The 24,808-nt window shown below is 71.0% G+C and carries 23 protein-coding genes; 15 read left to right on the top strand and 8 right to left on the bottom strand.

What is annotated here, in order from left to right; all coding sequences use genetic code 11:
- Positions 1–148: 148 nt before the first annotated feature.
- The 12 genes from AB0959_RS10685 to AB0959_RS10630 all read left to right on the top strand — a co-directional run bounded on the left by AB0959_RS10685 (position 149) and on the right by AB0959_RS10630 (position 12,769).
- Complete coding sequence (locus tag AB0959_RS10685; RefSeq protein ID WP_366825967.1) at positions 149–562, top strand: DUF3151 domain-containing protein; 414 nt, start codon at positions 149–151, stop codon at positions 560–562.
- A 157-nt stretch (positions 563–719) separates the two neighbouring features.
- Positions 720–1,580, top strand: a complete 861-nt coding sequence (locus AB0959_RS10680) for a tryptophan 2,3-dioxygenase family protein (RefSeq protein WP_366825966.1) — start codon at positions 720–722, stop codon at positions 1,578–1,580.
- A gap of 70 nt (positions 1,581–1,650) precedes the next feature.
- Positions 1,651–2,895: a kynureninase gene (gene kynU / locus AB0959_RS10675; protein ID WP_366825985.1), complete on the top strand. Its 1,245-nt coding sequence runs from the start codon at positions 1,651–1,653 to the stop codon at positions 2,893–2,895.
- A gap of 255 nt (positions 2,896–3,150) precedes the next feature.
- Entirely contained in the window at positions 3,151–4,080 is a 930-nt protein-coding gene (locus AB0959_RS10670; protein WP_366825965.1) for an alpha/beta hydrolase, read from the top strand.
- Between the two features lie 195 nt (positions 4,081–4,275).
- Entirely contained in the window at positions 4,276–5,436 is a 1,161-nt protein-coding gene (locus tag AB0959_RS10665) for an alpha/beta hydrolase (RefSeq protein ID WP_366825964.1), read from the top strand.
- A 22-nt stretch (positions 5,437–5,458) separates the two neighbouring features.
- The gene (locus AB0959_RS10660) at positions 5,459–6,664 is read left to right on the top strand and encodes an acyltransferase (RefSeq protein WP_366825963.1); all 1,206 of its coding nucleotides are present in this window, start codon (positions 5,459–5,461) and stop codon (positions 6,662–6,664) included.
- A gap of 24 nt (positions 6,665–6,688) precedes the next feature.
- A complete protein-coding gene (locus AB0959_RS10655; protein ID WP_366825962.1) occupies positions 6,689–8,050 on the top strand; it encodes a sensor histidine kinase in 1,362 nt (453 codons plus the stop codon).
- Entirely contained in the window at positions 8,047–8,724 is a 678-nt protein-coding gene (locus tag AB0959_RS10650; protein ID WP_366825960.1) for a response regulator transcription factor, read from the top strand. Before AB0959_RS10655 ends, AB0959_RS10650 begins: the two co-directional genes overlap by 4 nt.
- 127 nt (positions 8,725–8,851) lie before the next feature.
- Positions 8,852–10,189, top strand: a complete 1,338-nt coding sequence (locus AB0959_RS10645; protein WP_366825959.1) for a histidine kinase — start codon at positions 8,852–8,854, stop codon at positions 10,187–10,189.
- Positions 10,186–10,875, top strand: a complete 690-nt coding sequence (locus tag AB0959_RS10640) for a response regulator transcription factor (protein WP_366825958.1) — start codon at positions 10,186–10,188, stop codon at positions 10,873–10,875. Before AB0959_RS10645 ends, AB0959_RS10640 begins: the two co-directional genes overlap by 4 nt.
- Before the next feature lie 62 nt (positions 10,876–10,937).
- The gene (locus AB0959_RS10635; RefSeq protein WP_366825957.1) at positions 10,938–11,483 is read left to right on the top strand and encodes an MOSC domain-containing protein; all 546 of its coding nucleotides are present in this window, start codon (positions 10,938–10,940) and stop codon (positions 11,481–11,483) included.
- A gap of 62 nt (positions 11,484–11,545) precedes the next feature.
- On the top strand, positions 11,546–12,769 hold the full coding sequence (locus tag AB0959_RS10630) for a cytochrome P450 (RefSeq protein WP_366825956.1): 1,224 nt from the start codon (positions 11,546–11,548) through the stop codon (positions 12,767–12,769).
- A gap of 20 nt (positions 12,770–12,789) precedes the next feature.
- Here the strand turns inward: AB0959_RS10630 and AB0959_RS10625 are convergent, their stop codons facing one another.
- The 3 genes from AB0959_RS10625 to AB0959_RS10615 form a co-directional block, all read right to left on the bottom strand.
- On the bottom strand, positions 12,790–13,029 hold the full coding sequence (locus AB0959_RS10625) for a hypothetical protein (RefSeq protein WP_366825955.1): 240 nt from the start codon (positions 13,027–13,029) through the stop codon (positions 12,790–12,792).
- 213 nt (positions 13,030–13,242) lie between these two features.
- The gene (locus AB0959_RS10620) at positions 13,243–14,862 is read right to left on the bottom strand and encodes an ABC transporter permease (RefSeq protein WP_366825954.1); all 1,620 of its coding nucleotides are present in this window, start codon (positions 14,860–14,862) and stop codon (positions 13,243–13,245) included.
- The gene (locus AB0959_RS10615; RefSeq protein ID WP_366825953.1) at positions 14,859–15,791 is read right to left on the bottom strand and encodes an ABC transporter ATP-binding protein; all 933 of its coding nucleotides are present in this window, start codon (positions 15,789–15,791) and stop codon (positions 14,859–14,861) included. Before AB0959_RS10615 ends, AB0959_RS10620 begins: the two co-directional genes overlap by 4 nt.
- A 156-nt stretch (positions 15,792–15,947) precedes the next feature.
- Between AB0959_RS10615 and AB0959_RS10610 the strand changes: the two genes are divergently transcribed.
- Positions 15,948–16,583, top strand: a complete 636-nt coding sequence (locus tag AB0959_RS10610; protein ID WP_366825952.1) for a MarR family transcriptional regulator — start codon at positions 15,948–15,950, stop codon at positions 16,581–16,583.
- A gap of 125 nt (positions 16,584–16,708) precedes the next feature.
- Positions 16,709–17,323, top strand: coding sequence for a Uma2 family endonuclease (locus AB0959_RS10605; RefSeq protein ID WP_366825951.1), 615 nt, complete (start codon positions 16,709–16,711; stop codon positions 17,321–17,323).
- A gap of 4 nt (positions 17,324–17,327) precedes the next feature.
- Here the strand turns inward: AB0959_RS10605 and AB0959_RS10600 are convergent, their stop codons facing one another.
- Complete coding sequence (locus AB0959_RS10600) at positions 17,328–18,242, bottom strand: diacylglycerol kinase family protein (RefSeq protein ID WP_366825950.1); 915 nt, start codon at positions 18,240–18,242, stop codon at positions 17,328–17,330.
- A 141-nt stretch (positions 18,243–18,383) separates the two neighbouring features.
- On the opposite strand from AB0959_RS10600, the gene AB0959_RS10595 reads away from it, so the two are divergent.
- Positions 18,384–19,667 carry an adenylosuccinate synthase gene (locus AB0959_RS10595; RefSeq protein WP_366825949.1) on the top strand — a complete coding sequence of 428 codons (1,284 nt, stop codon included), beginning with the start codon at positions 18,384–18,386 and terminating at the stop codon, positions 19,665–19,667.
- A 102-nt stretch (positions 19,668–19,769) separates the two neighbouring features.
- Here AB0959_RS10595 and AB0959_RS10590 read toward each other — a convergent pair whose 3' ends face one another.
- From AB0959_RS10590 to AB0959_RS10575, 4 genes are all read right to left on the bottom strand, one after another.
- On the bottom strand, positions 19,770–21,509 hold the full coding sequence (locus tag AB0959_RS10590; protein ID WP_366825948.1) for an RICIN domain-containing protein: 1,740 nt from the start codon (positions 21,507–21,509) through the stop codon (positions 19,770–19,772).
- A gap of 85 nt (positions 21,510–21,594) precedes the next feature.
- A complete protein-coding gene (locus AB0959_RS10585; RefSeq protein ID WP_366825984.1) occupies positions 21,595–22,356 on the bottom strand; it encodes a carbohydrate ABC transporter permease in 762 nt (253 codons plus the stop codon).
- A gap of 206 nt (positions 22,357–22,562) precedes the next feature.
- Positions 22,563–23,537 (bottom strand): sugar ABC transporter permease, encoded by a 975-nt coding sequence (locus AB0959_RS10580; RefSeq protein ID WP_366825947.1) that lies wholly within the window; start codon positions 23,535–23,537, stop codon positions 22,563–22,565.
- Positions 23,538–23,548: 11 nt separating this feature from the next.
- Positions 23,549–24,799 (bottom strand): extracellular solute-binding protein, encoded by a 1,251-nt coding sequence (locus AB0959_RS10575; protein WP_366825946.1) that lies wholly within the window; start codon positions 24,797–24,799, stop codon positions 23,549–23,551.
- Between the last annotated feature and the right edge of the window lie 9 nt (positions 24,800–24,808).

Below are 24,808 nucleotides of genomic sequence, written 5' to 3'. Positions count from 1 at the left end.
TGCTGGAGACCGTGCACCCGGAGACCGGCGAGCGGCTGTCCCCGGAGAACGTCCGCCGAGAAAACACCCCCGCCGCCCCCGCCGCCCCCACGCCGCACGCACACTCCACGAACCAACCCATCCCCCCGCATGGGCCAGACTGGAACCCATGACCATTCACGAGAACCTCCTCGGGGGCCCGCCCCCGACGCACCTCCCCGACGACCCGGAGCCCCGCGAACTGCTCGCGAACGGCACGGCCCCCGCGGACGTCGCCGCGAAGCACCCCACCTCCTCCCTCGCCTGGGCCCAGCTCGCGGACGAAGCGTTCGAGCGCGGCTCGGTCGTCGAGTCGTACGCCTACGCCCGCACGGGCTACCACCGCGGCCTGGACGCCCTGCGCCGCAGCGGCTGGAAGGGCCACGGCCCGGTCCCCTGGGAGCACGAGCCGAACCGCGGCTTCCTGCGTGCCCTGCATGCCCTCGCCCGCGCCGCCGGGTCGATCGGCGAGCAGGAAGAGTACGAGCGCTGCTCGCAGTTCCTGAAGGACTCCTCCCCGACCGCGGCACAGACCCTGGGCTGAGACGCCGGCTGAGTGTGCCCGCGGGCCCGCCTGGTGTGACCAGGCGGGCCTTGCGCTCTTGGGGGACGATTGCGCAGGATGCACCTTGGGGACCGGGGCCCCCGTGTCGGTAACGGCAGGGGCGGACCGCTACCCGGATCATTCGCAGGAGACCGCGATGTCCCAGCAGGCTCAGCAGATCCCTCCCTCTCCGAACGAGGCGAACGAGCCCGAGACCCCGCATCTCGACTTCCAGGGCACGACCCCCTACGAGGACTACGTCAGGGCCGACGTCCTCACCCACCTCCAGCACACCCTCTCCGACGACCCCGGAGAGATGGTCTTCCTGGTGACGACCCAGGTCATGGAGCTGTGGTTCACCGTCATCGTCCACGAGTGGGAGACGGCCGCGAAGGCGCTCCGTGAGGACGACGTCCCGACGGCCGTGGCCGCGCTCAAGCGGTCCGTACGGGAGCTGGAGGCGCTCAACGCGTCCTGGCGGCCCCTCTCGCAGCTCACACCCGCCCAGTTCAACTCCTACCGCGCCGCCCTCGGGGAGGGCTCCGGCTTCCAGTCGGCGATGTACCGCCGGATGGAGTTCCTGCTCGGCGAGAAGTCCGCCTCCATGCTCGTACCGCACCGCGGGGCGCCGCGTGTGCACGCCGAGCTGGAGAAGGCCCTGCACGAACCGAGCCTCTACGACGAGGTGCTGCGGCTGCTGGCGCGGCGCGGCCACGCCGTGCCGGACGCGGTCGCCCACCGTGACGTGTCCCGGCGCTACGAGCCCTCGCCCGAGGTCGAGGCGGTGTGGACCGCCCTGTACGCGGGCGACGAGAGCGACGAACTCGCCCGGCTCGGCGAGGCGTTGACCGACGTCGCCGAACTGGTGTGGCGCTGGCGCAACGACCACCTCGTCGCCACCCGCAGGGCGATGGGCGCCAAGGCCGGCACGGGCGGCTCCGCCGGGGTGGCCTGGCTGGAGAAGCGGGCCCAGAAGAACGTCTTCCCGGAGCTGTGGACGGCGAGGTCTCATGTCTGAGGTCATGTCGGAGGGCATGTCGCAGGGCATGTCGGAGGGTGTGGCCGAGGGCGCGTCCGAGCCCGCCGGGATATCCGAACTCGCCTTCAAGGCAAGTGAGTTGGACGCCGCCGACGAGCTGGCGGCGCTGCGCGGGAAGTTCGTGCTCGACGAGGTCGTGTACCTCGACGGCAACTCCCTCGGCGCGCTCCCGTCCGCCGTGCCCGGCCGCGTCGACGACGTCGTACGGCGCCAGTGGGGTTCGCTGCGCATCCGCTCCTGGGACGAGAGCGGCTGGTGGACGGCGCCGGAGCGTATCGGCGACCTGATCGCCCCACTCGTGGGCGCGGCGGCCGGGCAGATCGTGGTCGGCGACTCCACGAGCGTGAACGTCTTCAAGGCGCTCGTGGCCGCCGTACGCATGGCCGGTGACGGCCGGGACGCGAGCCGGGACGAGAGCGGCGGAGAGAGCGGGGGCGGGGGCCAGGGGGAGAACCGGGACGAGATCCTGGTCGACGCGACGACGTTTCCCACCGACGGGTACATCGCCGGGTCGGCGGCGCGGATGACGGGATGCTCGCTGCGTCCCGTGACGCCCGAGGAGGTCCGGGACGCGCTGAGCGAGCGCACCGCCGCGGTCCTCCTCAACCACGTCGACTACCGCACCGGCCGCCTGCACGACCTGCCGGGGCTGACCGCCGCGGTGCACGAGGCGGGCGCGTACGCCGTCTGGGACCTGTGCCACAGCGCCGGCGCCCTGCCGGTCGGGCTGGACGAGCACGGGGTCGACCTGGCGGTCGGCTGCACGTACAAGTACCTCAACGGAGGCCCCGGTTCGCCCGCGTACCTCTACGTGCGCCGTGACCTCCAGGACCGTTTCGACTCCCCGCTCCCCGGCTGGAACTCGCACGCCGAGCCGTTCGGGATGCGCGTCGACTACGAGCCGGCCTCGGGTGCGCCGCGCGGCCGGGTCGGCACTCCTGACATCCTGTCCATGCTGGCGCTCGAGGCGGCTCTCGAGGTCTGGGGCGGCGTCTCGATCGAGACCGTCCGCGCCAAGTCCCTCGCCCTGACGGACTTCTTCCTGGAGTGCGTCGCGGCGTACGTCCCCGAGGGGCGCGTGGAGTCACTGACTCCGGCCACCCACGCGGAACGGGGCAGCCAGATCGCGCTGCGCTGCGAGGACGCCGGGGACGTGATGAAGCGCCTGATCGAGAACGGCGTGGTCGGCGACTTCCGCCGCCCCGACGTCCTGCGCTTCGGTTTCACGCCCCTGTACGTGGGGTTCGCGGACGTGGAGCGGGCCGCCCGTGTGCTGGGGGACGTGCTGTCCTGAGGCTCTTGAGTCTCCTGAGGCTCCTGAAGCCGGGGCCTTCGCCGTACGCCCCGACTGTGACCCCCTCTCCGACTCCGATTCCGGCTGGGATCGGAGTCGGAGTCGGTGACCGAGCCGTTTGACCCTCACCGAGCGTGACATCCGTGTGTCCGCCCTTGTCATGAGCCTGGTACCGTCCCCGCCAACGGCGGTTTCCCATCCGGTCCGTCCGTACCCCGAGTAGTCAATTCTGTTTCGCCGCTGAGAGGTTGGAGCATGCCGGACGACGCCGCAGCACCGGATGACGCCGTGGCCCGGGACGCCGCCGAGGAGGCGTCCGCCTTCTCGCACCCTCCGGTCGACCCCGACGCCGTCGCCGCGTACGGTGAGCATCCCGACCAGGTGATCGACTTCTACGCCCCGCGGGGGCCCGGTGCCGAACAGGACCTCGTACCGCTCGTGGTCGTCCTGCACGGTGGCGCCTGGCGAGCCCCCTACGACCGGCGCCACATCACCCCGTTCGCCGACTTCCTGGCCCAGCGAGGTTTCGCCGTGGCGAACGTGGAGTACCGGCGTGGCACAGAGGGTGGCGCGGAGGGCGGCACCGAGGGCGGCACCGAGGGTGGCGCGAAGGGCAGGCCGGTGGCGGGCCGCTGGCCGGAGACGTTCGACGACGTGGCTGCGGCGTTCGACGCGCTGCCCGGTCTCGTAAGGAACACGCTGCCGCAGGCGGATCCGCGCCGCATGGTGATCACCGGCCACTCGGCGGGTGGCCACCTCGCGCTGTGGGCCGCCGCCCGCCACGTTCTGCCGGCCGGCGCGCCGTGGCGTACGGACCGTCCGGCGCCGTTGCGCGGTGTCGTCGCCCTCGCCCCCATCGCCGACTTCGAGGTCGCCGAGAAGCTGGAGGTCTGCGGGGGAGCGGCCACGGAACTCCTGGGCGGAAAGGACGCGTTCGCCGAGCGCCGCCCGTACGCCGACCCCGCCCTCCTGCTGCCCACGGGCATCGCCACCACGGTGGTGCAGGGCCGTACCGACGTCGTCGTCCCCGAGGCGGTCGCCGAGTCGTACGCCGACGCGGCGGCCAAGGCGGGCGAGATGATCGGCCTCACGCTGCTGGAGGGCGTCGGCCACTTCCCCCTGATCGACCCGGCGGCGGACGCGTGTGCGGTGGTGGCGGAGGAGATCGCGCAGCTGGCGTGGTGAGAGGCAGGTCGGGCGTCGTGTGATCGACCGACTCGACCCGTATGGCTACCCGTATGGCTCTCCCCGGTGATACCCGTAATACCTGAGAGCTACGTACCAGAAGAGCTCCCTGGCGTGACGCGGACGACGAGTCCGCGTTCGTAACTTCCTTTCCATGCAGGCCCGATGAGCGGGCCGATGGGGAGGGAAGACGTCATGGGGGTCGAGGACGGCGGGGCGGGCGCGACCGGTGGTGCCGGAGGGGAGGGGGCCAGGACTTCGCGGGCCGGACGGGTCCGGCGCGTTCTGCTCGCCCTGTTCGTCGCCGTCGCGGTCGTCGTGCCCGTGTCCGCCTTCGCGCGCCCCCGGATCCCCGCCCCGGCACCCGCGTCCCTGGCACCGGTGACGGCGGCGACGCTGGACGAGGCGTACGCGGCGAACCGTGCCAACGCCGCGGAGGCGGCACGTATGGCCGCGGCCCACGGCGACCGGAAGCGGGCCGCGTCGGACCGGTCCATGGCCGCCCCTTCCCGGCAGTTCCTCTCCTTCGACGGCCGCGGCACCGGACAGGCCGTCGAGGTCTTCGGTGACCTGGCCCATGCCGACCGGGTGGCCGTCCTCGTCCCGGGCTCCGACACGACCCTGGACACCTACGACCGCTTCCGCGCGGGCGCGACGGCCCTGATGCACGAGATCGCGACCCGAACCCCCGCCGTACATACCGCCCCACATACCGCCCCACATACCGCCCCACATACCGCCGCACATACCGCTCCGCGTACCGCCGAACGCACCGCCCCACGCACCGCCGAACGCACCACCCCACGTACCGCCGTCGTCGCCTGGCTCGGCTACGAGACCCCGCGCACCATCAGCACCACCGTGCTCACCACCGGCCGGGCCGGGTCCGCCGCCCCCCGTCTGGCGGCGTTCGTGCGGGAGCTGCGCGGACTGGCCGGCCGGGACGTCCGCATCTCCCTGCTCTGCCACTCGTACGGCTCGGTCGTGTGCGCCCGCGCGGCGGAGCGCTCGGACCACCGGGGCGCCGGACTGCAGGGCGAGGCCCGCGTGGACGACCTCGTCCTCGTCGGCAGCCCGGGCACCGGCGCGGACAGCGCCGCCGACCTGCACACCACCGCGCGCGTGTGGGCGGCGAGGGGCTCCGACGACTGGATCGCGGACGTACCGCACGCGAGCGCCGACCTCTTCGGCACCACCGTCGGCTTCGGTACCGACCCCGTCTCCCCGGCCTTCGGCGCCCGCGTCTTCGCGGCGGGCGACGGCGGCCACAGCGACTACTTCCTCCCGGGCTCCGTCTCCTTGGACAACCTCGCCCGGATCGTTCTCGGCGACACCTCGGAGGTGACCCGTGCGTGAGTCGGCCACACCACTTCGGTCCGTGATCCACCGCGTCCGCACCACCGCCGGCCGTCTCGACGCGGCCACCCCCTCACAGAGGGACCGGGCGGTCGACGCCCTGCGGGCCTTCGCGATCCTCGGCGTCGTCCTGGGGCACTGGCTGGTGACCGCGCTGGTCGCGGACGGCGGCGCACTGCGCACCGCGAGCCCGCTGCGGGACATGCCCTGGCTGGCACCGATCTCCTGGGCCTTCCAGACGCTCGCCGTGTTCTTCCTCGTGGGCGGCCATGTGGCGACGAAGAGCTATGCGTCGGCACAGGCGCGCGGGACGACCTACGGCCAGTGGCTGCTCACCCGGCTGAGCCGCCTGTTCAAGCCGGTCGCGGCAGTCCTCGTCCTGTGGACGGTGGTGGCGGCGGGCCTGCTCGCGACGGGCACGGGACTGGACACGGTGCACACCCTGCTGAAGCTGGCGCTGTCCCCGCTGTGGTTCCTGCTGGTCTTCGCCGCACTGACGGCGGCGACCCCGCTGCTGACCCGGCTCAACCCGCTCTGGCCGCTGACCGTCGTCCTCCACGTGGACCTCATACGCTTCGGACTCGGCGGCCCGTCGTGGCTCGGCTGGGTGAACCTGGCGGCGGGCTGGCTGGTGCCGTACACGCTGGGTGCGGCCTGGACGCGAGGCGAGCTGGACCGCCGCCGCGCGGGCTGGATCCTGCTCACGGGCGGCGCCGTGGTGACGGCGGTCCTGGTCGTCTGGGCCGGTTACCCGGCGTCGATGGTGGGCGTCCCCGGCCCGGCGGTGTCCAACCTCAACCCGCCCACCCTGGCCGCCGTCACGTTCGGCCTGGCCCAGTGCGGTCTGGCGCTGCTGCTGCGCGCTCCCCTGCGCCGGGTGATGCGGCGCCCCACGGCCTGGGCGGCGGTGGCCCTCGTCAACCTGTCCGCGATGACCGTCTTCCTGTGGCACCAGACGGCCCTCATGGCGACCACCGCCGTGGGCCTGACCGCGGGCCGCCTCCCGGGCCTGCACACGGCTCCGGACGGCCTGGCATGGGTGGCGGTTCGCGTGGCCTGGCTGCCGGTGTTCGCCCTCGCGCTCATGGTTTGCTGGGCGGCGTTCCACGGCTACGAGAGGGGCGGGTACGAGAAGGGCGGGCGCCCGCGCCCCGCCCGGGGCTCGCGGGTGGTGCGGGTCCAGCGGCGGCCGAAGACGGCGCGGGACGGGGCGGCACGCCATGCCTAGGGTGGCGCGGGTGGGGGGAACAGGTTGGAGAAGCGGCTGAACCGGTGGCTGTGGGCGCTGCGCGATGACCTGTGGACCGCCGACGCGAACCCGCTGCCGCCCTCGGTGTGGCTGCGCTGGCTGCCGCACGGTGTGGTGCTCCTGGTCGCGTTCGGCACGACGGTCGCCAACGTGGACCAGTTCGGCGACGGCTACCACCTCGGTACGGAGTACGCCCTGGTGTGCGCGCTGGCCCAGGGCGCGGCGGTGGGCGTGGCGTTGCGATGGCCGGTTCCGGCGTGGCAGCTGTCGACTGTGGTTACGGTCGTGGCGGCCATGGGTGCCCGGACGCAACTCCTCGCCACGGCGGCCCCAACGGCACTGGTGACCGGTCACGCCGAGATCAACAGCCCCTGGCCCTGGGGCCCACCCGGTCTGGTCGCGCACGCCGTGGTGTTGTTCCTGCTCGCGCTGCGGCTGCGCACCCGCGTGGCCATCGAGGTCCTGTTCCTGACCGCGCTGGTCACGTGGGTGATGCAGGGTCTCATCGGCGCCGCGAACTATTCGTCGACGGGCATGCTGGCCGTGGCCGTGTTCGCCGGTGTCGTCCTCCTCGGCAGCACGATGCGCGGTCGCCGCGAGGCCCGCACCCAGCTCGTCGAGCAGGCCGGCATCACCGCCGAGGAGCGCGCCCGGCGCACCCTGCTGGAGGAGCGCAGCCGTATCGCGCGCGAGCTGCACGACGTGGTCGCCCACCACATGTCGGTGATCTCCATCCAGGCACAGGTCGCCCCGCACCTCACCGAGAACCCGTCCGAGGAGCTGAAGGAGAACCTCCAGGGCATCCGGCAGAACGCCCTGGAGGCCCTGACCGAGCTGCGCCGCGTCCTCGGCGTCCTGCGTTCCGAGCACCCCGAGGACCCGCACGGCATAGCGGGCCCCGACGACGGCACGGCCCCGCACGCCCCGCAGCCCACCCTCGCCCGCCTCGACGCGCTCGTGGAGAACACCCGGGCCGCGGGCCTGGAGGTGGCCGTGGAGATCAGCGGCGAGGTACGCCCGTTCCCGCCCGGAGTGGAGCTGTCGGCGTACCGGATCATCCAGGAGGCGCTCAGCAACGCCCTGCGGCACGCCTCCGGTTCGACCGTCCGGGTGGAGCTGGACCACTACCCGCGCGGCCTGCAGGTACGGGTCATCAACTCCCGCCCGGCGCGCCCCGCCCCGCCGTCGCCCGGCGCGGGACACGGTCTGCTCGGCATGCGGGAGCGCGCCGCGATGCTCGGTGGCACCCTGATGGCGACCGAGACGTCGCACGGCGGCTTCGTGGTGGTCGCTTTCCTGCCCCGCTCCGAGGCCCCCGCCCTCCCTCACAACTCCACAGGCACGACAGGAGAACAGGCCCCATGACGAGCAGCACCATCCGCGTACTGATCGCCGACGACCAGCAGATGGTCCGGCAGGGCTTCTCGGTGCTGCTCAACACCCAGCCCGACATCGAGGTGGTGGGCCAGGCGGTGCACGGCCTGGACGCGGTGGCCCAGGTCGCCGAACTCCACCCGGACATCGTCCTGATGGACATCCGCATGCCCGAACTCGGCGGCATCGAGGCCACCCGCCGCATCATCGCCGAGCACCCGCACATCAAGGTCCTGGTGCTCACCACCTTCGATCTCGACGAGTACGTGTACGACGCCCTGCACGCCGGCGCGTCCGGCTTCCTGCTGAAGGACGCCTCCGCGGACCAACTCGCCGAAGCGGTACGGGTGGTGGCGGCGGGCGACGCGCTGCTCGCGCCGGGGGTGATGCGCCGCCTCATCACCGAGTTCTCCCGGCTGCGCGGATCGGCGCCCCGTGCCCCGCTGAAGGAACGCGTGGCCGACCTCACCGAGCGGGAGACGGAGGTCCTCGCGCTCATCGCCCAGGGCCTGTCCAACGCCGAGATCGCCGAGCGGCTGGTCGTCGCCGAACAGACCGTGAAGACCCACGTGGGCCGCATCCTGGTGAAGCTCGGCCTGCGCGACCGCACCCAGGCGGCGGTGTTCGCGTACGAGTCGGGTCTGGTGCGGCCGTCGGGGTACTGAAGCGAGGCGCCGGGATCCGGGGGCACCCGGGTGGACCTGGGAGTACCCGTAGTACCTGAGACGGACCCCGAAGGACCCCTCTCACTGGTGACGACCGCGACCCGGCCCGCCGCCTACTTTTGGGAACGTGACCGAGACGACTCAAACGCAGCCGATGCCCCCGGAGGGCAGAACCCTGTCGAGCAGCCCGGAGTTCCGACTGGCGGCGGACGCCCTGCACGGGCTGCGGCAGGACCTGTTCCACGACGCGTTCGCCTACCGCCCGCTGCCGCGCATGAGCGTGGACGGCCGCCTCACCCGGCGCCTGAGCCCCCGCCTGCGGGAGTACGCGGTCTGGACCCCGCACGCCGTGGTGATCGTGGGCGCCCTGACGGCGCTCATCTCCGCCACCGCCAACAACAACAGCGGCGATCTCAGCTCGCTGCTGGGTGTCCTGCTCGCCGTGTGCCCGATCCTGCTGGCGCTGATCCGGCCCGTGGGCGCCTTCTGGTTCTCCATGGCGGCGACTCCGGTCGCCGCCGCGTTCGGTGACAGTTGGACCGACTGGCCCTGGCAGCCGGGCAGCGTCGTCTGCCACCTGGTGGTGCTGACGGTCGTGGCCCTGCGCACGCGACCTCGCACGATCATGTGGATGTGGGCGCTGACCGGGGTGTACGGCATCGCGGCCGAGGCGCTCTTCGGCGCGGGCCGCTACTCGTCGAACACGGGACCGATGATGACCGTCGCGGCGTTCCTCCTGCTCGGCGTCACCGTCTTCCACACCCGCCGTGCGGCCCAGCAGGAGGTGACCGCCCAGCAGACGGTGACCGCGCACGAGCGCTCCAAGCGCACCCTGCTCGAGGAACGCACGACGATCGCCCGCGAGCTGCACGACGTGGTGGCCCACCACATGTCGGTGGTCGCGATCCAGGCGGAGGCGGCGCCGTACCGCGTGGAGAACCCGCCGCCGGAGCTGGAGCAGGCCTTCGCCACGATCAGGGAGAACGCGGTCGCGGCGCTCACCGAGCTCCGCCGAGTCCTCGGCGTCGTCCGCGCCGAGGACTACGAGGCGCCGGACGCCCCCCAGCCGACGCTCGCCGACATCGACGGCCTGCTCGCCAACGTGCGGGACGCCGGCCTGACCGTCGAGAAGGTGGTCACCGGAGCCGTCCGTGAACTCCCGCAGGGCATCGAGCTGTCCGCGTACCGAATAGTCCAGGAGGCGCTCAGCAACAGCCTGCGGCACGCGCCGGGCGCCGCGGCCCGCGTCGAGATCTCCTACGTCCTGGGCGGCCTCGGGCTGCGCGTCGTCAACGGCCCGGCGACCGGTCTGGTCAAGCCGTCGCCCGGCGCGGGACACGGCCTCACGGGCATGCGGGAGCGTGTCACGATGCTGAACGGCGAGATGACGACGGCCGAGCCGGACGACGGGGGCTACGAGGTGACGGTGTTCCTGCCGGTGCCCCTGACGGAGGACCCCGCATGACGACGGCCGGTGCCGGTGGGGGGTCCATCCGTGTCCTCATCGCCGACGACCAGATGATGGTCCGCGAGGGCTTCTCGGTGCTGCTGGGCGCGATGCCCGACATGGAGGTGGTCGGCGAGGCGGTCAACGGCCGGGACGCGGTCGACCGGGTCCGTGAGCTCGCCCCGGACGTCGTCCTGATGGACATCCGCATGCCCGAGCTGAACGGCATCGAGGCGACCAGGGAGATCGTGGCGGCGAACAGTCCGGCGAAGGTGCTGGTGCTGACGACGTTCGATCTCGACGAGTACGTGTACCAGGCGTTGCGGGCGGGAGCCTCCGGCTTCCTCCTCAAGGACGCCTCCGCGCGCCAACTCGCCGAGGGTGTACGGGTGGTGGCGTCCGGCGAGGCCCTGCTGGCACCGTCGGTGACGAAGCGGCTGATCACGGAGTTCTCCCGGCTCTCCGAGACACCCCGCCTGGTGTCCTCCGCGCAGGCGGCCTACGGCGACCTGACGGAGCGCGAGACGGAGGTCCTGGTCCTCATAGCCCAGGGCCTGTCCAACGCCGAGATCGCCGAACGCCTGGTCGTCGCCGAGTCCACCATCAAGACACACGTCAGCCGCATCCTGGTGAAGCTGGGCCTCAGGGACCGCACACAGGCGGCGGTGTTCGCGTACGAGGCGAGGCTGGTGACGCCGGGCTGACCCGACAGCGGCAGCAGTAGGGTCGTGGGCGGGACATGCCAAGCGGCAACGGGGGTTGTTGGATGAGCAGCGGTACGGTCACGGCGGTCAGCAGCAACGGCGAGTACTCGTTCACGAAGCCCACCCGGGCGAGCATCCGGCTGCTCGCGGGGCTCGGTGTGGAGGGGGATGTGCACGCCGGGGTGACGGTGAAGCACCGTTCGCGGGTCGCAAGGGATCCCTCCCAGCCGAACCTGCGCCAGGTCCACCTCATCCACGAGGAGCTCTTCGCCGAGGTCGGTGCGGCGGGATTCCCCGTGCGGCCGGGCGACCTCGGGGAGAACATCACCACCGGCGGCATGGACCTGCTCGGCCTGCCCGTGGGGGCGTTGCTGCGCATCGGGGACGAGGCGGTCGTGGAGGTCACCGGACTGCGCAACCCGTGCCTGCAGATAGACGGCTTCCAGGACGGACTGCTGAAGCAGGTCGTCGGGCGAGACGAGGAGGGGAACCTCGTCCGCAGGGCCGGAATCATGAGCGTCGTCCGGGCGGGTGGTGTGGTGTGCCCCGGGGACACCATCAAGGTGGAGCTGCCGGACGGACCGCACCGGCCCCTCGGCCCGGTATGACCGGGCGCCGTCGACCAGGACACCCCTGGTCAGGCGAGGGCGCGGCAGGTTAGCGTCCCTGTATGACAGCCGGTTCCGACTCCGTTCTCGCGTTCGACCCGTGGGACCCCGGGTTCGTCGACGACCCGTATCCCGCGTACGCCGAGCTGCGGGCGCTGGGCCGGGTGCACTACTTCGAGCCCACCGACCAGTGGCTGGTGCCGCACCACGCGGACGTCTCGGCGTTGCTGCGCGACCGGCGGCTGGGGCGGACCTACCAGCACCGGTTCACGCACGAGGACTTCGGGCGGACGGCGCCACCGGCGGAGCACGAGCCGTTCCACACGCTGAACGACCACGGGATGCTCGACCTGGAGCCGCCGGACCACACGCGGATCAGGCGGCTGGTGTCGAAGGCGTTCACGCCGAGGACGGTCGAACAGCTCAAGCCGTATGTGCGGCGGCTGGCCGGGGAGCTCGTGGACGGGCTGGTCGCGGCCGGTGGCGGGGACCTGCTGACGGATGTGGCCGAGCCGCTCCCGGTCGCCGTGATCGCCGAGATGCTGGGCATTCCGGAGTCGGACCGGGCGCAGTTGCGGCCCTGGTCGGCGGACATCTGCGGGATGTACGAGCTGAACCCGTCGCAGGAGACGGCGCGCAAGGCGGTGCGGGCATCGGTCGAGTTCTCGGAGTACCTGAGGGAGCTGATCGCGGCGCGGCGCGAGGAGCCGGGGGAGGACCTGATCTCCGGGCTGATCGCGGCGTACGACGAGGGTGACCGGCTGACCGAGCAGGAGATGATCTCCACCTGTGTGCTGCTGCTGAACGCGGGGCACGAGGCGACGGTCAACGCGACGGTGAACGGCTGGTCGGCGCTGTTCCGCCACCCGGAGCAGCTGGCCGCCCTGCGCGCGGACCGTTCGCTCGTGCCCACGGCGGTGGAGGAGCTGATGCGGTACGACACACCGCTCCAGCTCTTCGAGCGGTGGGTGCTGGACGAGATCGAGATCGACGGAACGACCGTCCCGCGCGGCGCGGAGATCGCCATGCTGTTCGGCTCCGCCAACCACGACCCGGCCGTCTTCGCCGACCCCGGCAGGCTGGATCTGTCTCGCGAGGACAACCCGCACATCTCCTTCAGCGCGGGCATCCACTACTGCATCGGCGCGCCCCTGGCCCGTATCGAACTGGGGGCGTCCATGGCGGCGTTGCTCGACCGCGCCCCGACGCTCCGCCTCGCGGAGGAGCCGAAGCGCAAGCCGAACTTCGTGATCCGGGGGCTGGAGGGGCTGCCCGTCGTGCTCTGACCCGGGGTGCCCTTCGCGGGTCAGCGCCTGGTCAGGAGGCGGGCGGCCAGCGCGTACACCAGTGCGGGGAGCAGTGCGCCGCCCGCGGCCACGAGGGGCAGTTCGGTGAACAGGACGGTGAGGTCCATGCCCTCGTCCTCGAAGCCCTGGCCAAGATGGAGCCGGGTGCGGGACGTGGCACCCCAGAGCAGCACGGCCGTCGTCGCTCCCGCCGCCGACGTCACACAGCCCCCGCATGTCACCAGGTCGCGTCGTTCCATGTTCCTCATGGACGCGGGCGGCTGCCGCCGGGTTGCAGGAGGGACGCCGTGGTGTGCTGGGGGGGGGGTGAGCGTGCGGGTGGTCCGTGGCTGGTCGCTCCCCCACTCTCGGCTTCGCTCGAGCGGGGGGACCCCATCGCGGCGGAGCCGCACATGGACACAGCCCCGCGCCCCTTCGGGTGCGCCCCGCGCGGGGCGCCCCCCGGCCCCGGCTCACGTCACCAGGTCCCGGCGCCTCAGGGCCCCCAGACCTCCCGCCACCAGTGCGACAGCGATGCCCGTAAGGATCAGTACCGGTCCCCACGCCATCTCCCCGCCCGGCAGCTTCGGCAGGTGGCCGAAGGGGGAGAGGTCCATCACGGCCTGCGGGACATCCAGCGCGGGCCCGATCCAGCCGATCAGCAGCACCGCACCGGCCACCGCCCACGCGGCCACGATCGCCCGCGGCACCAGCCCGTGGAGCAGTACCGCCAGTCCGCCGACGACCCACACCGCGGGCAGCTGCACCAGACAGGCTCCCAGGATCGGCCCGAGTTCCTTGCCGTAGCCGACCGCGAAACCCAGCCCGGCCAGCAGCATGATCAGCGCGGCTCCACCGAAGGCGATCACCAGATGGCCCGCGGCCCAGCGCAGCCGGCCCACCGCGTTCGCCAGGACCGGTTCCGCGCGCCCCGACGTCTCCTCGCCGCTCAGGCGCAGCACGGAGGCGACGACGTACAGCGCGGCGATCAGCCCCAGCATGCCGATCATCGCGGCCAGGAACGCGTTCGTCAGCCCGGACTGGCCGCCCATCCGCTGGAAGATCTCGCGGGCGTTGTCGTTGTCGCCGACCAGGTCGGCCACGCCGTCGGTCAGCCCGCCGTAGACGACGCCCACGGCGAAGAAGCCGATGCTCCAGCCGAGCACACTGCCGCGTTGCAGCCGCCAGGCCAGGGCGCCCGCCGTCCTCAGGCGGCCGTTGGCCGGGCCCGGCCGTGTCGGCAGGAAGCTCATGCCCACGTCGCGGCGCCCGGCCAGTTCGTACGCCACCACGCCCTGGAGAAGGATCGCCGCGGCGAACAGCAGCAGCACCCACCAGCGTTCACCGGCGAAGGCGCGGAGGTTCTCCAGCCAGCCGAGCGGGGACAGCCAGGTGAGGACGGAGGAGCCGTCGTCCGTCGCCGAGTCGCCGGCCGCCCGCAGCACGAACGCCGCGCCCAGTACGGCCGCCGTCAGCCCGCGGGCCAGTCGCGCGCTCTCCGTCAGCTGGGCGACGATCGCCGCCATCGTGGCGAAGACCATGCCGACGCCCGCGATGCCGAGGCCGACGGCGAGGGCACCCGCCCCGCCCTGGCCGGCGAGGCCACCGGTGATCAGCAGGGCGAGGACGCCGTTCGCGACGGCCGCGGCCAGCAGCGCCGCCGTCAGCGGGGCCCGACGTCCCACCGCCCCGGACGAGACCATCTCCTGGCGGCCGCTCTCCTCCTCGTCCCGGGTGTGCCGGACGACGACGAGCAGGCTCATGACGGCCGCGAGCGCACCGGCGTAGACACCGACGCGCCAGGCGGTGAGGGCACCGAGGGAGTCGTCGAACACCGGCCCGATCAGCGCGCGCAGCGAGGCGTTGGTCTCCATCTGCCGGATCAGGTCGGCGCGTTCGGCGGCGGTGGCGTACAGGCCCTTGAGGGTGTTGGGCATGGACAGCACCATCAGGGTGTTCACCGCGATCCACACCGGGATCATCACGCGGTCGCGGCGCAGTGCGAACCGCAGCAGGGTTCCCGTGCCGGCGAGTTGGCGCGAACCCCCGGACCGGGGCGTGTACGCGGACGGGGAGGCCGTCGCGGCGGTCATCGGGCCACCGCCCCTGCGGAGTTCGCGGGGCCCTCGGAGGCGGGCGTCTCTTCCTGGTAGTGCCGCAGGAACAGCTCCTCCAGCGTCGGCGGGGTCGAGGTCAGGGACCGTACGCCGGACTCGGTGAACGAGCGCAGCACGGCGTCCAGCTTGTCCGTGTCGACCTGCAGGCGCACGCGCCGGCCCTGTACGTCGAGGTCGTGGACGCCGGGCAGGTGCGACAACCCGTTGGGCGGGCCCGCGAGTTCGGCCGTGACGCTGGTCCGGGTCAGATGGCGCAGGTCGGCCAGCGAACCGCTCTCGACCGTGCGGCCCTTGCGGATGATGCTGACCCGGTCGCACAGCTCCTCGACCTCGCTGAGGATGTGGGACGAGAGCAGGACGGTGCGGCCCCGGTCGCGCTCCTCCTCGACGCAGGCCTGGAAGACCTCCTCCATCAGCGGGTCCAGGCCGGACGTCGGCTCGTCCAGGATGAGCAGGTCGACGTCCGAGGCGAAGGCGGCGACGAGGGCGACCTTCTGGCGGTTGCCCTTCGAGTACGTGCGCCCCTTCTTCGTGGGGTCCAGCTCGAACCGCTCGATCAGCTTCGCACGCCGCGCCGCGTCGAGCCCTCCGCGCAGCCGCCCGTACAGGTCGATGACCTCGCCGCCGGAGAGGTTGCGCCACAGGGTGACGTCCCCGGGGACGTACGCGACCCGGCGGTGCAGGTCCACCGCGTCGGCCCAGGGATCGCGGCCCAGCACCTGCGCGGCGCCCGAGTCGGCGCGCAGCAGGCCGAGCAGGACGCGGATCGTGGTGGACTTCCCGGCGCCGTTCGGGCCGAGGAACCCATGGACCTCACCGGTCTCGACGTCCAGGTCGAGGCCGTCCAGCGCATGCGTCCGCCCGAAGGACTTGTGCAGTCCCGAGACGGTGATTGCCTTCGTCATGGTTCTGAACGTACGGTACTTTCACAAATTTGTGAAGTTAAGGAAACGTATAAACGGCGGATAGACTCGACGGTGACGCACAGGCCAGACATGCAGGCCAGACATGCAGGCCAGACGTACAGGCCAGACGTACAGGCCAGGGGAGACGATCGGGCGATGACGGACGGGACGGTGGATGTGAGCGGGGCGAGCACGGGGCGGTCCGAGGACGCGAGGGCCCGCACGGGCGCGTCGCCGCACGCGAACGAGGGCCCCGGTCCGGACCCGAAGCCGGCCGTCACCCCTGGCCACGGTCCCGACGGTGTCCCCCAGCCCGAGCGCGACCCCGAAGCCGTCTCCCGGTTCGTCGAGCGGTTCGCCGCGCAGCTCGTGGAGGCGGGGATGCCGAGGATGCCCGCCCGGGTGTTCGCCGCCCTGCTCGCCTCGGACACCGGGGGCCTGTCCTCCGCCGACCTCGGTGAGCAGCTCAGGATCAGCCCGGCCGCCGTCTCCGGCGCGGTCCGTTACCTCTCCCAGCAGCACATGGTCTCGCGCGAGCGTGAACCCGGCTCGCGCCGCGACCTGTACCGCGTGCACAGCAACCAGTGGTACGAGGTGCTGGCCAGTCGTGACGGCGTCATCAAGCGCTGGGAGGACGCCCTCCGCGAGGGCGTCGAGAACCTCGGCGCGACCACCCCGGCCGGCCGCCGCATCGCCGAGACGCTCGCCTTCTTCCACTTCGTCGAGACGGAGTACGCCGGGCTGATGGAGCGCTGGCGCGTCCGCCGGGCGGAGCTCTTCGGCGACGGCTGAGACCGGCTCCGGGTCGGACACCCCGAACGAGTGATGGCCCGTGAGACCGGCCGAGTCGGCGAACGCGCGCGGCTACTTTGAGTGGCGGCTGGTCCGCATCAAGGGAAGGGCGCGTCAGGACACTCATGGCAGAGCGACCGGTGATCAGCGGCACCGAGCCCCAGGGCAGCTTCGAAGAGCTTCTCGACCTCCTCGACGAGCTGCCCGTGCCCGACGGCTACAAGGCCGAGATCATCAGGGGGAGCATCGTCGTGTCACCGTGGTTGAAGGGCTACTACACCCGCGTCATGAAGCTGGTGTGCGAGCAACTTGAGCCACACCTTCCTGAAGGCCATGTCATCGAGCGGACGCCCAACCTGTTCGTCTTCCCGGGGGAGGAGCGTGCGTACGGGCCGGACATCCACGCCGCGCACGAGCGGACGTATGAGACAGGCAGCAGTCACCTGGACGGAGAGGGTCTGTCCTTTGTGGCCGAACTGACCTCGATCTCCACCAGGAACGAGGACCTCAGTGACAAGGCCGAGACGTACGGAAAGGCAGGCGTCCCCCTTTACCTGGTCCTCGACATGCAGGAGGGCCGGGCCGTTGTCTTCGGGTCCCCGTCCGAGATCGGGTACGAAACCCGGTTCACCAAGCCCTTCGGCCAGAAGCTCTACATCCCGGACCCCTTTGGCTGCACCCTCGACACCACGGGCTTCCAGGCCCCGGAAGACCGAGCCGAGGAGCAGGACAGGACCTGACAGCTCACGCCGACGTCGGCAACGTAAGCCCCCACGCCCCCTCCCACACCGTCCACGTCCGCGTCCGCACCGGCCCGGTCGCCACCGAATCCGCGTGGTAGCGGAACGACGGCCCGGACACGCTCACCCGCCGCCCCACGGCCCGCAGCGGCACGGCCGCGGCGCCCACCGACAACGGCCGCACCTCCACCGCCGCGCCCCCCTTGTCCCCGACGGGCACCACGGACACCGCCTCCACCGGCTGGTCGAGGTCGACGAGCGTCACCCCGTCGACCTCCACCCGCAGCCGGGACGGCCCGGGCACCGCGCCGGACGCGAGCCGCGGAGGGCGCGTCGCCAGCGTCCGTACGAAGGACTGGCAGGTCCGCAGCCACGAGTGGGGGGCCGGAGCCTCCTCGTCCACCCCCGCGGACTCGCTCGAAGGCTCCGAGGCCACCGACGGTATGCCCACCGCCCCCAGCACCACCCCGTCGCTGTCGTCCACCAGCAGGTCGAGCCGCCGCTCGGCCCCGTCCAGCGCGGCCCGGGCCGCGGCCACCGTGCTCGTGGGCACCCCCAGGGAACGGGCCAGCACCCCCGCGCCACCCACCGGCACCAGCGACAGCGCGCACGCGGCCAGCTCCCGCTGCCGGTGCAGCGAGGACACGGCCCGCAGCAGGGCGAGGTCGTCCCCGACCACCACCGGCCGCCGCGATCCGCGCCGCCGAAGCGCCCGCGCGAACTCCTCCGGATCCTCCGGGAGACAGACCTTCGTACTCGCCGCACCCGCGCTGAGCACGTCTTTCGCGATCCGGACCGACTCACTGTCCGTGTGACGGGCCAGGGGGTCGATGACCACCAGGAGCTGGTCGGAAGTCGCCACCTCGGTCCTGCCTCGCTTCCTCGGGTAGCATCTTTGTGCAAGAGCCCCTTGCGCCATATCGCCAGGGGCTTCGTCTATTCCGGGGCATCCGGTCCGACGGGTTGCGGCCAACGAAGGTCGCCGGTGTACGCAGCGCACGTGGATCCGCGCGCGTCACCCTGACCTTGGACATGCCCCGCCCGGAAGGGGTGTACGCGCGTGCCCGCACTTGTGCTGCTCGGTGCTCAGTGGGGTGACGAAGGCAAGGGAAAGGCCACCGATCTGCTCGGTGGCTCGGTGGACTACGTAGTGCGCTACCAGGGCGGCAACAACGCCGGCCACACGGTGGTGGTCGGTGACCAGAAGTACGCGCTCCACCTCCTCCCTTCCGGAATCCTGTCGCCCGGCTGTACGCCGGTCATCGGCAACGGCGTCGTCGTCGACCCGTCGGTCCTGCTCTCCGAGCTGAGCGGTCTGAACGAGCGTGGCGTCGACACGTCCAAGCTCATGATCAGCGGCAACGCTCACATCATCACGCCCTACAACGTCACCGTCGACAAGGTCACGGAGCGCTTCCTCGGCAAGAGGAAGATCGGTACGACCGGGCGCGGCATCGGCCCGACCTACGCCGACAAGATCAACCGAGTGGGCATCCGCGTCCAGGACCTGTACGACGAGTCGATCCTGACGCAGAAGGTCGAGGCGGCCCTCGACGTCAAGAACCAGGTCCTCACCAAGCTCTACAACCGCCGTGCGATCGCCGTCGGCCAGGTCGTCGAGGAGCTGCTGGGCTACGCGGCGCAGATCGAGCCGTACGTCGCCGACACGGTCCTCGTCCTGAACCAGGCGCTCGAGAACGACAAGGTCGTGCTCTTCGAGGGCGGCCAGGGCACGCTCCTGGACATCGACCACGGCACGTACCCCTTCGTGACGTCGTCGAACCCGACCGCGGGCGGCGCCTGCACCGGTGCCGGCGTCGGCCCGACCAAGATCAGCCGCGTCATCGGCATCCTCAAGGCGTACACGACCCGCGTCGGCTCGGGCCCCTTCCCGACCGAGCTGTTCGACAAGAACGGCGAGGAACTGCGCCGCATCGGCGGCGAGCGCGGTGTGACGACGGGGCGCGACCGCCGCTGCGGCTGGTTCGACGCCGTCATCGCCCGCTACGCCACCCGCGTCAACGGCCTCACCGACTTCTTCCTCACCAAGCTCGACGTCCTCACCGGCTGGGAAGAGATCCCCGTCTGCGTGGCGTACGAGATCGACGGCAAGCGCGTCGAGGAACTCCCGTACTCCCAGACCGACTTCCACCACGCGAAGCCGGTCTACGAGTACCTGCCGGGCTGGAACGAGGACATCACGAAGGCCAAGTCCTTCTCCGACCTGCCGAAGAACGCCCAGAACTACGTGAAGGCGCTGGAGGAGATGTCCGGCGCCCCGATCTCCGCGATCGGCGTGGGCCCGGGCCGGGACGAGACGATCGAGATCAACTCGTTCATCTAGTCACACGCGTCCAGCCGTACGGATCCATCCACAGCTGGATCCGTACGTGCCTGTGCCCCTGGCCGCCGACATCGGCCAGGGGCACAGGTGTCTTTTACGGGGTCAGCGAGCCGTCAGCCTCCAGAGGTGGTCCGCCGTGCCGTTGTCGGCCCACTGCAGGACCTGGGCGCCGGAGGACGTGCTCATCTGGTCGACGCCGAGCAGGCGGCCGCTGTTGTAGTTGGCGATCTTGTAGTAGCCGTCGCGGGCGGGGATCACCTGCCAGAGGTGGTCGGCGGTGCCGTTGTCACCCCAGATCAGGGCGGTGCCGCCGTCGGCCGTGCTCATCTGGTTGATGCCCAGCAGCAGTCCGCTCTTCTGGTTGACGATCTTGTACAGTCCCGAGCCCGCTGCCACCAGGGTCCAGTTCTGGTCCGTGCCCGTGGTGGACGTGGCCTGGACGACCGAGGTGCCCTGGGCGGTGCCCGCGTTCAGGGTGTCCAGGGCCAGACCGCTGTTCTTGTTGGTGACCTGGTAGCGGCCCGCCAGTGAGGTGGACGTGCCGCTGGGGGTGATCACCAGGTGGTAGCCGTCGGAGGCGTTCATCGTCACGGGCACCGTGATGGAGCCGTTCGAGACGGTGTAGTCGGCGTCCGAGATGGTGATCGGGCCGGGGGAGGCGGTCGTACGGCCGGTGTTCGGCGAGTACTCCAGCTTGACGTGGACCGTGGAGCCGAAGGCCGACAGGGAGTTCAGGCCGTTGACGGTCACCGCGCAGGAGCCGGTGCAGCCGCCGGCGACGACGCTGATCTGGTTGCCCGCGCTGTTGCGGGAGGCGATGCCGTCGATGCCGGTCTGGGCGGGAGGCGTGGTGACGAGCATGCTGCCCGACATGTCGCCGTACCACTTGTACGTCCAGTACGAGCCGTTGGGCGAGCCGCCGGTGTCGGTCAGGGTGTCGCCGAGGGTGCCGTAGTGGTTCCAGAAGGCGAGCTCGGCGTTGCGGACGCCGCCGCGCTCGAACTTGGCGGCGTAACTGATGAGGGCGCCGGAGTTGCCCATCTCGGCGGGCGTGCCGTACTCCTCGATGTCGATCGGGCGGGGGCTCAGGCCGAGGCTCGACTCCAGGGCGCGGTAGTCGGCTATGTGCGCGGCGATGGTCGAGCTGGTCTGCAGTTCGTGCCAGGCGATGACGTCGGGGACGGCGTTGTTGGCGATGGCGTCCTGGAGGAACGTCTGCATCTTGGCACGGGTGTACGTCGCGAAGCTCGGACCCTGGATCGGGGTGGTGGTGTCCTTGGAGCGGATCTCCTTGTACGTCGTGTTCCAGGCGGCGTCGAAGGGACCGGCCTTGGCGGTGTCCCAGTTCCCGTCGGGCTCGTTCCAGATGGCCCAGGCCGAGATGTTGGTGACGCTTGAGGCCTTCACGGCTGCGATCTGCTTGTCCACGGCGGACAGCCAGTCGCTCATGCTGACCCACTTGTAGGGGAAGTCCGGGTACCAGTCCGGCATCCGTGCGACCACCTTGGCGCCCGCGCGGGCCGCCTTCGGCGCTACCACAAGGGCGTCACCGGCGGGCCTGGGCTCACCGTTGGGCAGTTGGGAACCGCCCGGGGCCATCTGCACGAACGTGTTCGGCTTGAGGGCGTTCGTCAGGGTGTCGGACGGGGTGCTGTCGTCCGCGAGGCCGTAGAGGCTGCCGGTGCCGACATGGGTGACCGGGCGCAGGACCTGGCCCGCGTTCACCACCAGGGTCGTGGAGGAGGTGGGCACCGCCTCGGCCGGGGCTCCGGCGGCGAGGGCGGCGGTGGCGGCCAGGGCGCAGACGCCCAGCACGGTGGTCACGGGTCTTGTGCGGCTCATGACAGGGGTTCTCCTCAAGGGGAGGGGAGGGGAGGGGATGGGAGGGGAAAGGAGGGGGTGGCTTGCTACGAACCTGCGGGCGGCCTCAGTCCTTCACCGCGCCCGCGGTCACACCCGCGGCCACGTAACGCTGGGCGAGGACCAGCAGGACCGCCGCGGGGACGGAGGCGACCACGGCGGTGGCCATGATCGCGTTCCACTCCTGGTTGTTGTTGCCGATGTACTTGTAGATGCCGAGGGTGATCGGCCTGAGGTCGCCGCCGCCGTCGAGGGTGTTGGCGAAGACGAAGTCGGACCAGGCCCACAGGAAGCTGAAGAGCGAGACGGTGACGAGCGCGTTGCGGCTCACCGGCAGCACGACCGACCAGAAGGTGCGGAAGGTGCCCGCGCCGTCGATGCGGGAGGCGGCGATCAGCTCGCCCGGGATCCCCGACATGAACGCCGTGAAGATCATGACGCCGAAGGGCACCGCGATGGTGGAGTCCGCGATGATCAGGCCCCACCAGGAGTTCTGCAGGCCGAGGTCCAGGAAGATGCCGTAGAAGCCCATCGCCATGACGATCCCGGGGATCATCTGCGCGATCAGCAGCACCAGGCCGAGCGAGCCGCCGCCGCGCGGGCGCAGTTTCGCCAGCGAGTAGCCGGCCGGGGCGGCGAGGACCAGGGTGAGGGCGACCGTGCCCAGGCCGATGAGCAGGCTGGTGCCGAGGTAGGGCAACTGGTCGTCCAGCACCGCCCGGTAGCCCTCGAAGGTCGGATGCAGCGGCAGCAGGTCGGGCGGGCTCTTGCGCATGTCCTGCTGCGGGGTGAGGGACACGTTGAGCATCCAGTACACCGGGAACAGCATCAGCGCGGTGAGGACGACGCCGATGACCGTGTGACGGCGGGAGGCCGTACGGGACCACCACGTACGGGACGACGACGCACGGGACGACGACGTACGGGACGACGACGTACGGGACGACGACGTACGGGACGACGACGTACGGGACGACGACGTACGGGACGACGACGTACGGGACGACGACCTACGGGACGACGACCTACGGGACTTCACGCTTCCTGCCTCCTCTGGACGCGGATGTACAGCAGGCCGAAGACGAGGGCGAAGAGGATCAGGATGTTGCCGACCGCGGCACCGGGGCCGAACTTCGGCAGCAGCGTGCCGAACCCGAGCTGGTACGACCAGGTCGCCAGGGTCGACGAGGCGTCCCCCGGCCCGCCCTTGGTCATGATCCAGATCAGGTCGAACACCTTGAGGGTGTAGACGAGCCCGAGCAGCAGCGTGATCGCCGACACCGGGCGCAGCAGCGGGAAGGTGATCCGGCGGAACTGCTGCCAGGGGCTCGCCCCGTCCAGGGACGCCGCCTCGTACAGCTCGGCCGGGATGTTCTGCAGCCCGCTGTAGAGGATGACCAGGTTGAACGGGATGCCGATCCAGATGTTGGCGACGATCACCGAGGTCAGCGCCCAGTCCGGCGAGGTGAGCCAGCCGACCGGGTCGACACCGAAGAAGTGCAGGAAGTAGTTCACCACTCCGGACTCGCTGTTGAACATCCACGACCACGTCGACGCCGACACGATCAGCGGCAGCAGCCACGGGATCAGGAACAGCGCGCGCAGCGTGGGGGCGAGCCGGAAGCGGCGGTTGAAGAAGACGGCGAGGGCGAGTCCGATGACGTACTGGAAGGCGATGGACACGAAGGTGAAGACCATCGTGTGGCGCAGGGCCGGGCCGAACGTCGGGTCGTCGAGGACCTTCTGGAAGTTGTCCCAGCCGGTGAAGGGCGCGTCCCCGGCCACGAAGGAGCGGACGGTGTAGTCGCGCAGGCTCAGGTCGAGGTTGCGGTAGAGGGGATAGAGGTAGAAGGCGGCGAGGTAGGCGATCAGCGGGGCGACGAAGGCGAGTGCGGTCAGCCGGCTCCGGCGCCTCTGTCTGCGCCGCAGCGCCAGAGGGCCGGATCCGCTCACCTTCGCCTCCGCCACCGCCGGTGCCCGCCGCGGACGGTCGACGCGGGCGATGGTCATGGTGGTAGGCCTCAGTTCTTCTGCGCGCTCGCCTGCGCCGTGTCCAGGGCGGCCTTCGGGCTCTTGCTCCCGGACAGGGCCGCCTGGACGGCCGTCCACATCGGCTGGGAGATGGTCGGGTACTTCGTCCCCAGGCCCCCGCTCGTGCGACCGCGCGCCGAGGCCACGGCATCCACCCACGGCTTGAGCTTCGGGTTCTGCTTCACCTGCTGGGCCTGCACCTCGGCCGTGGGCGCCACGTACGTCAGCGTCATGTCGGTGGGCAGCAGGTTCGACGAGCTCGTCAGACAGGTGACGATCTTCTTGGTGACGTCGTAGCGCGCGGTGTCCTTCTGCACGGGTACGGTCACGAACTCGCCGCCCGTCGGCACCGGTGCCGAACCGCCGTTGCGCGCCGGGATGTTGATGACGCCGTAGCCGAAGCCGGCCTTCTCCGCGTTGCCGAGCTGCCAGGTGCCGTTCTCGCTGAACGCGTAGTCCCCGGTGGCGAACTCCTGCCAGCTCGTGGTCTGCGTGTTCTGCAGGACGTCCTTGGGCGCGTACCCGTCGTCGACCCAGCCCTTCCACAGCGACAGCGCGGCCTCGCCGTCGGCCGAGTTCAGCTTGGTGAGGTCACCGCCCGCGCCCCAGAACCAGGGCAGGAACTGGAAGCTGCCCTCCTCCGTGTTGATGGCGGAGAAGGTGATGCCCTTCTTCCCGGCCGCCTTGACCTTCTTCAGGGCCGCCGTCAGCGAGGCCCAGTCCTTGACCGACGCCGGATCGACACCGGCCGCGGACAGCACCTTCTTGTTGTAGTAGAGCGCGAGGGTGTTGGCGCCGATCGGGACGCCGTACGCCGAGCCGTCGAGGGTGCCCGCACCGATGATGTTCTTCTGGATCGCCTTCGTGTCGAGGCCGAGGTCGCTCGTCTTGTTGAGGATCCCCGCCTCCACCATCGTCGAGACGACCGGGTTGTCCACGAGCATCACGTCGGGCGCGTTGCCCTGCTGCGCGGCCAACAGCGCCTTGTTGCCCAGGTCCGAGGTGTCGTACGCGGTGCGCTTGACCTTCACTCCGGCCTTGGTCCCGCAGGCGGTGATGAGCTTGCCCCAGGGCGAGGAGGCGTCGAACTGCGGGTACGGGTCCCAGAAGGTGTACGTCCCCTTCGGTGCCCCGGAGGAGGAGTTCGAGGAGGAGTCGGAGCCGCCTCCGCAGGCGGTCAGCGAGGCGAGGGTGCCGACGGCGGCGAGCGCGGCCAGCAGGGTGCGGCGGGTGGGTATCACGGTGACCTC

Origin of the sequence: Streptomyces sp. NPDC046862, from assembly GCF_040704615.1 — a bacterium.
GTDB lineage: Bacteria > Actinomycetota > Actinomycetes > Streptomycetales > Streptomycetaceae > Streptomyces.
This window is presented reverse-complemented; position numbering and strand designations above follow the sequence as displayed.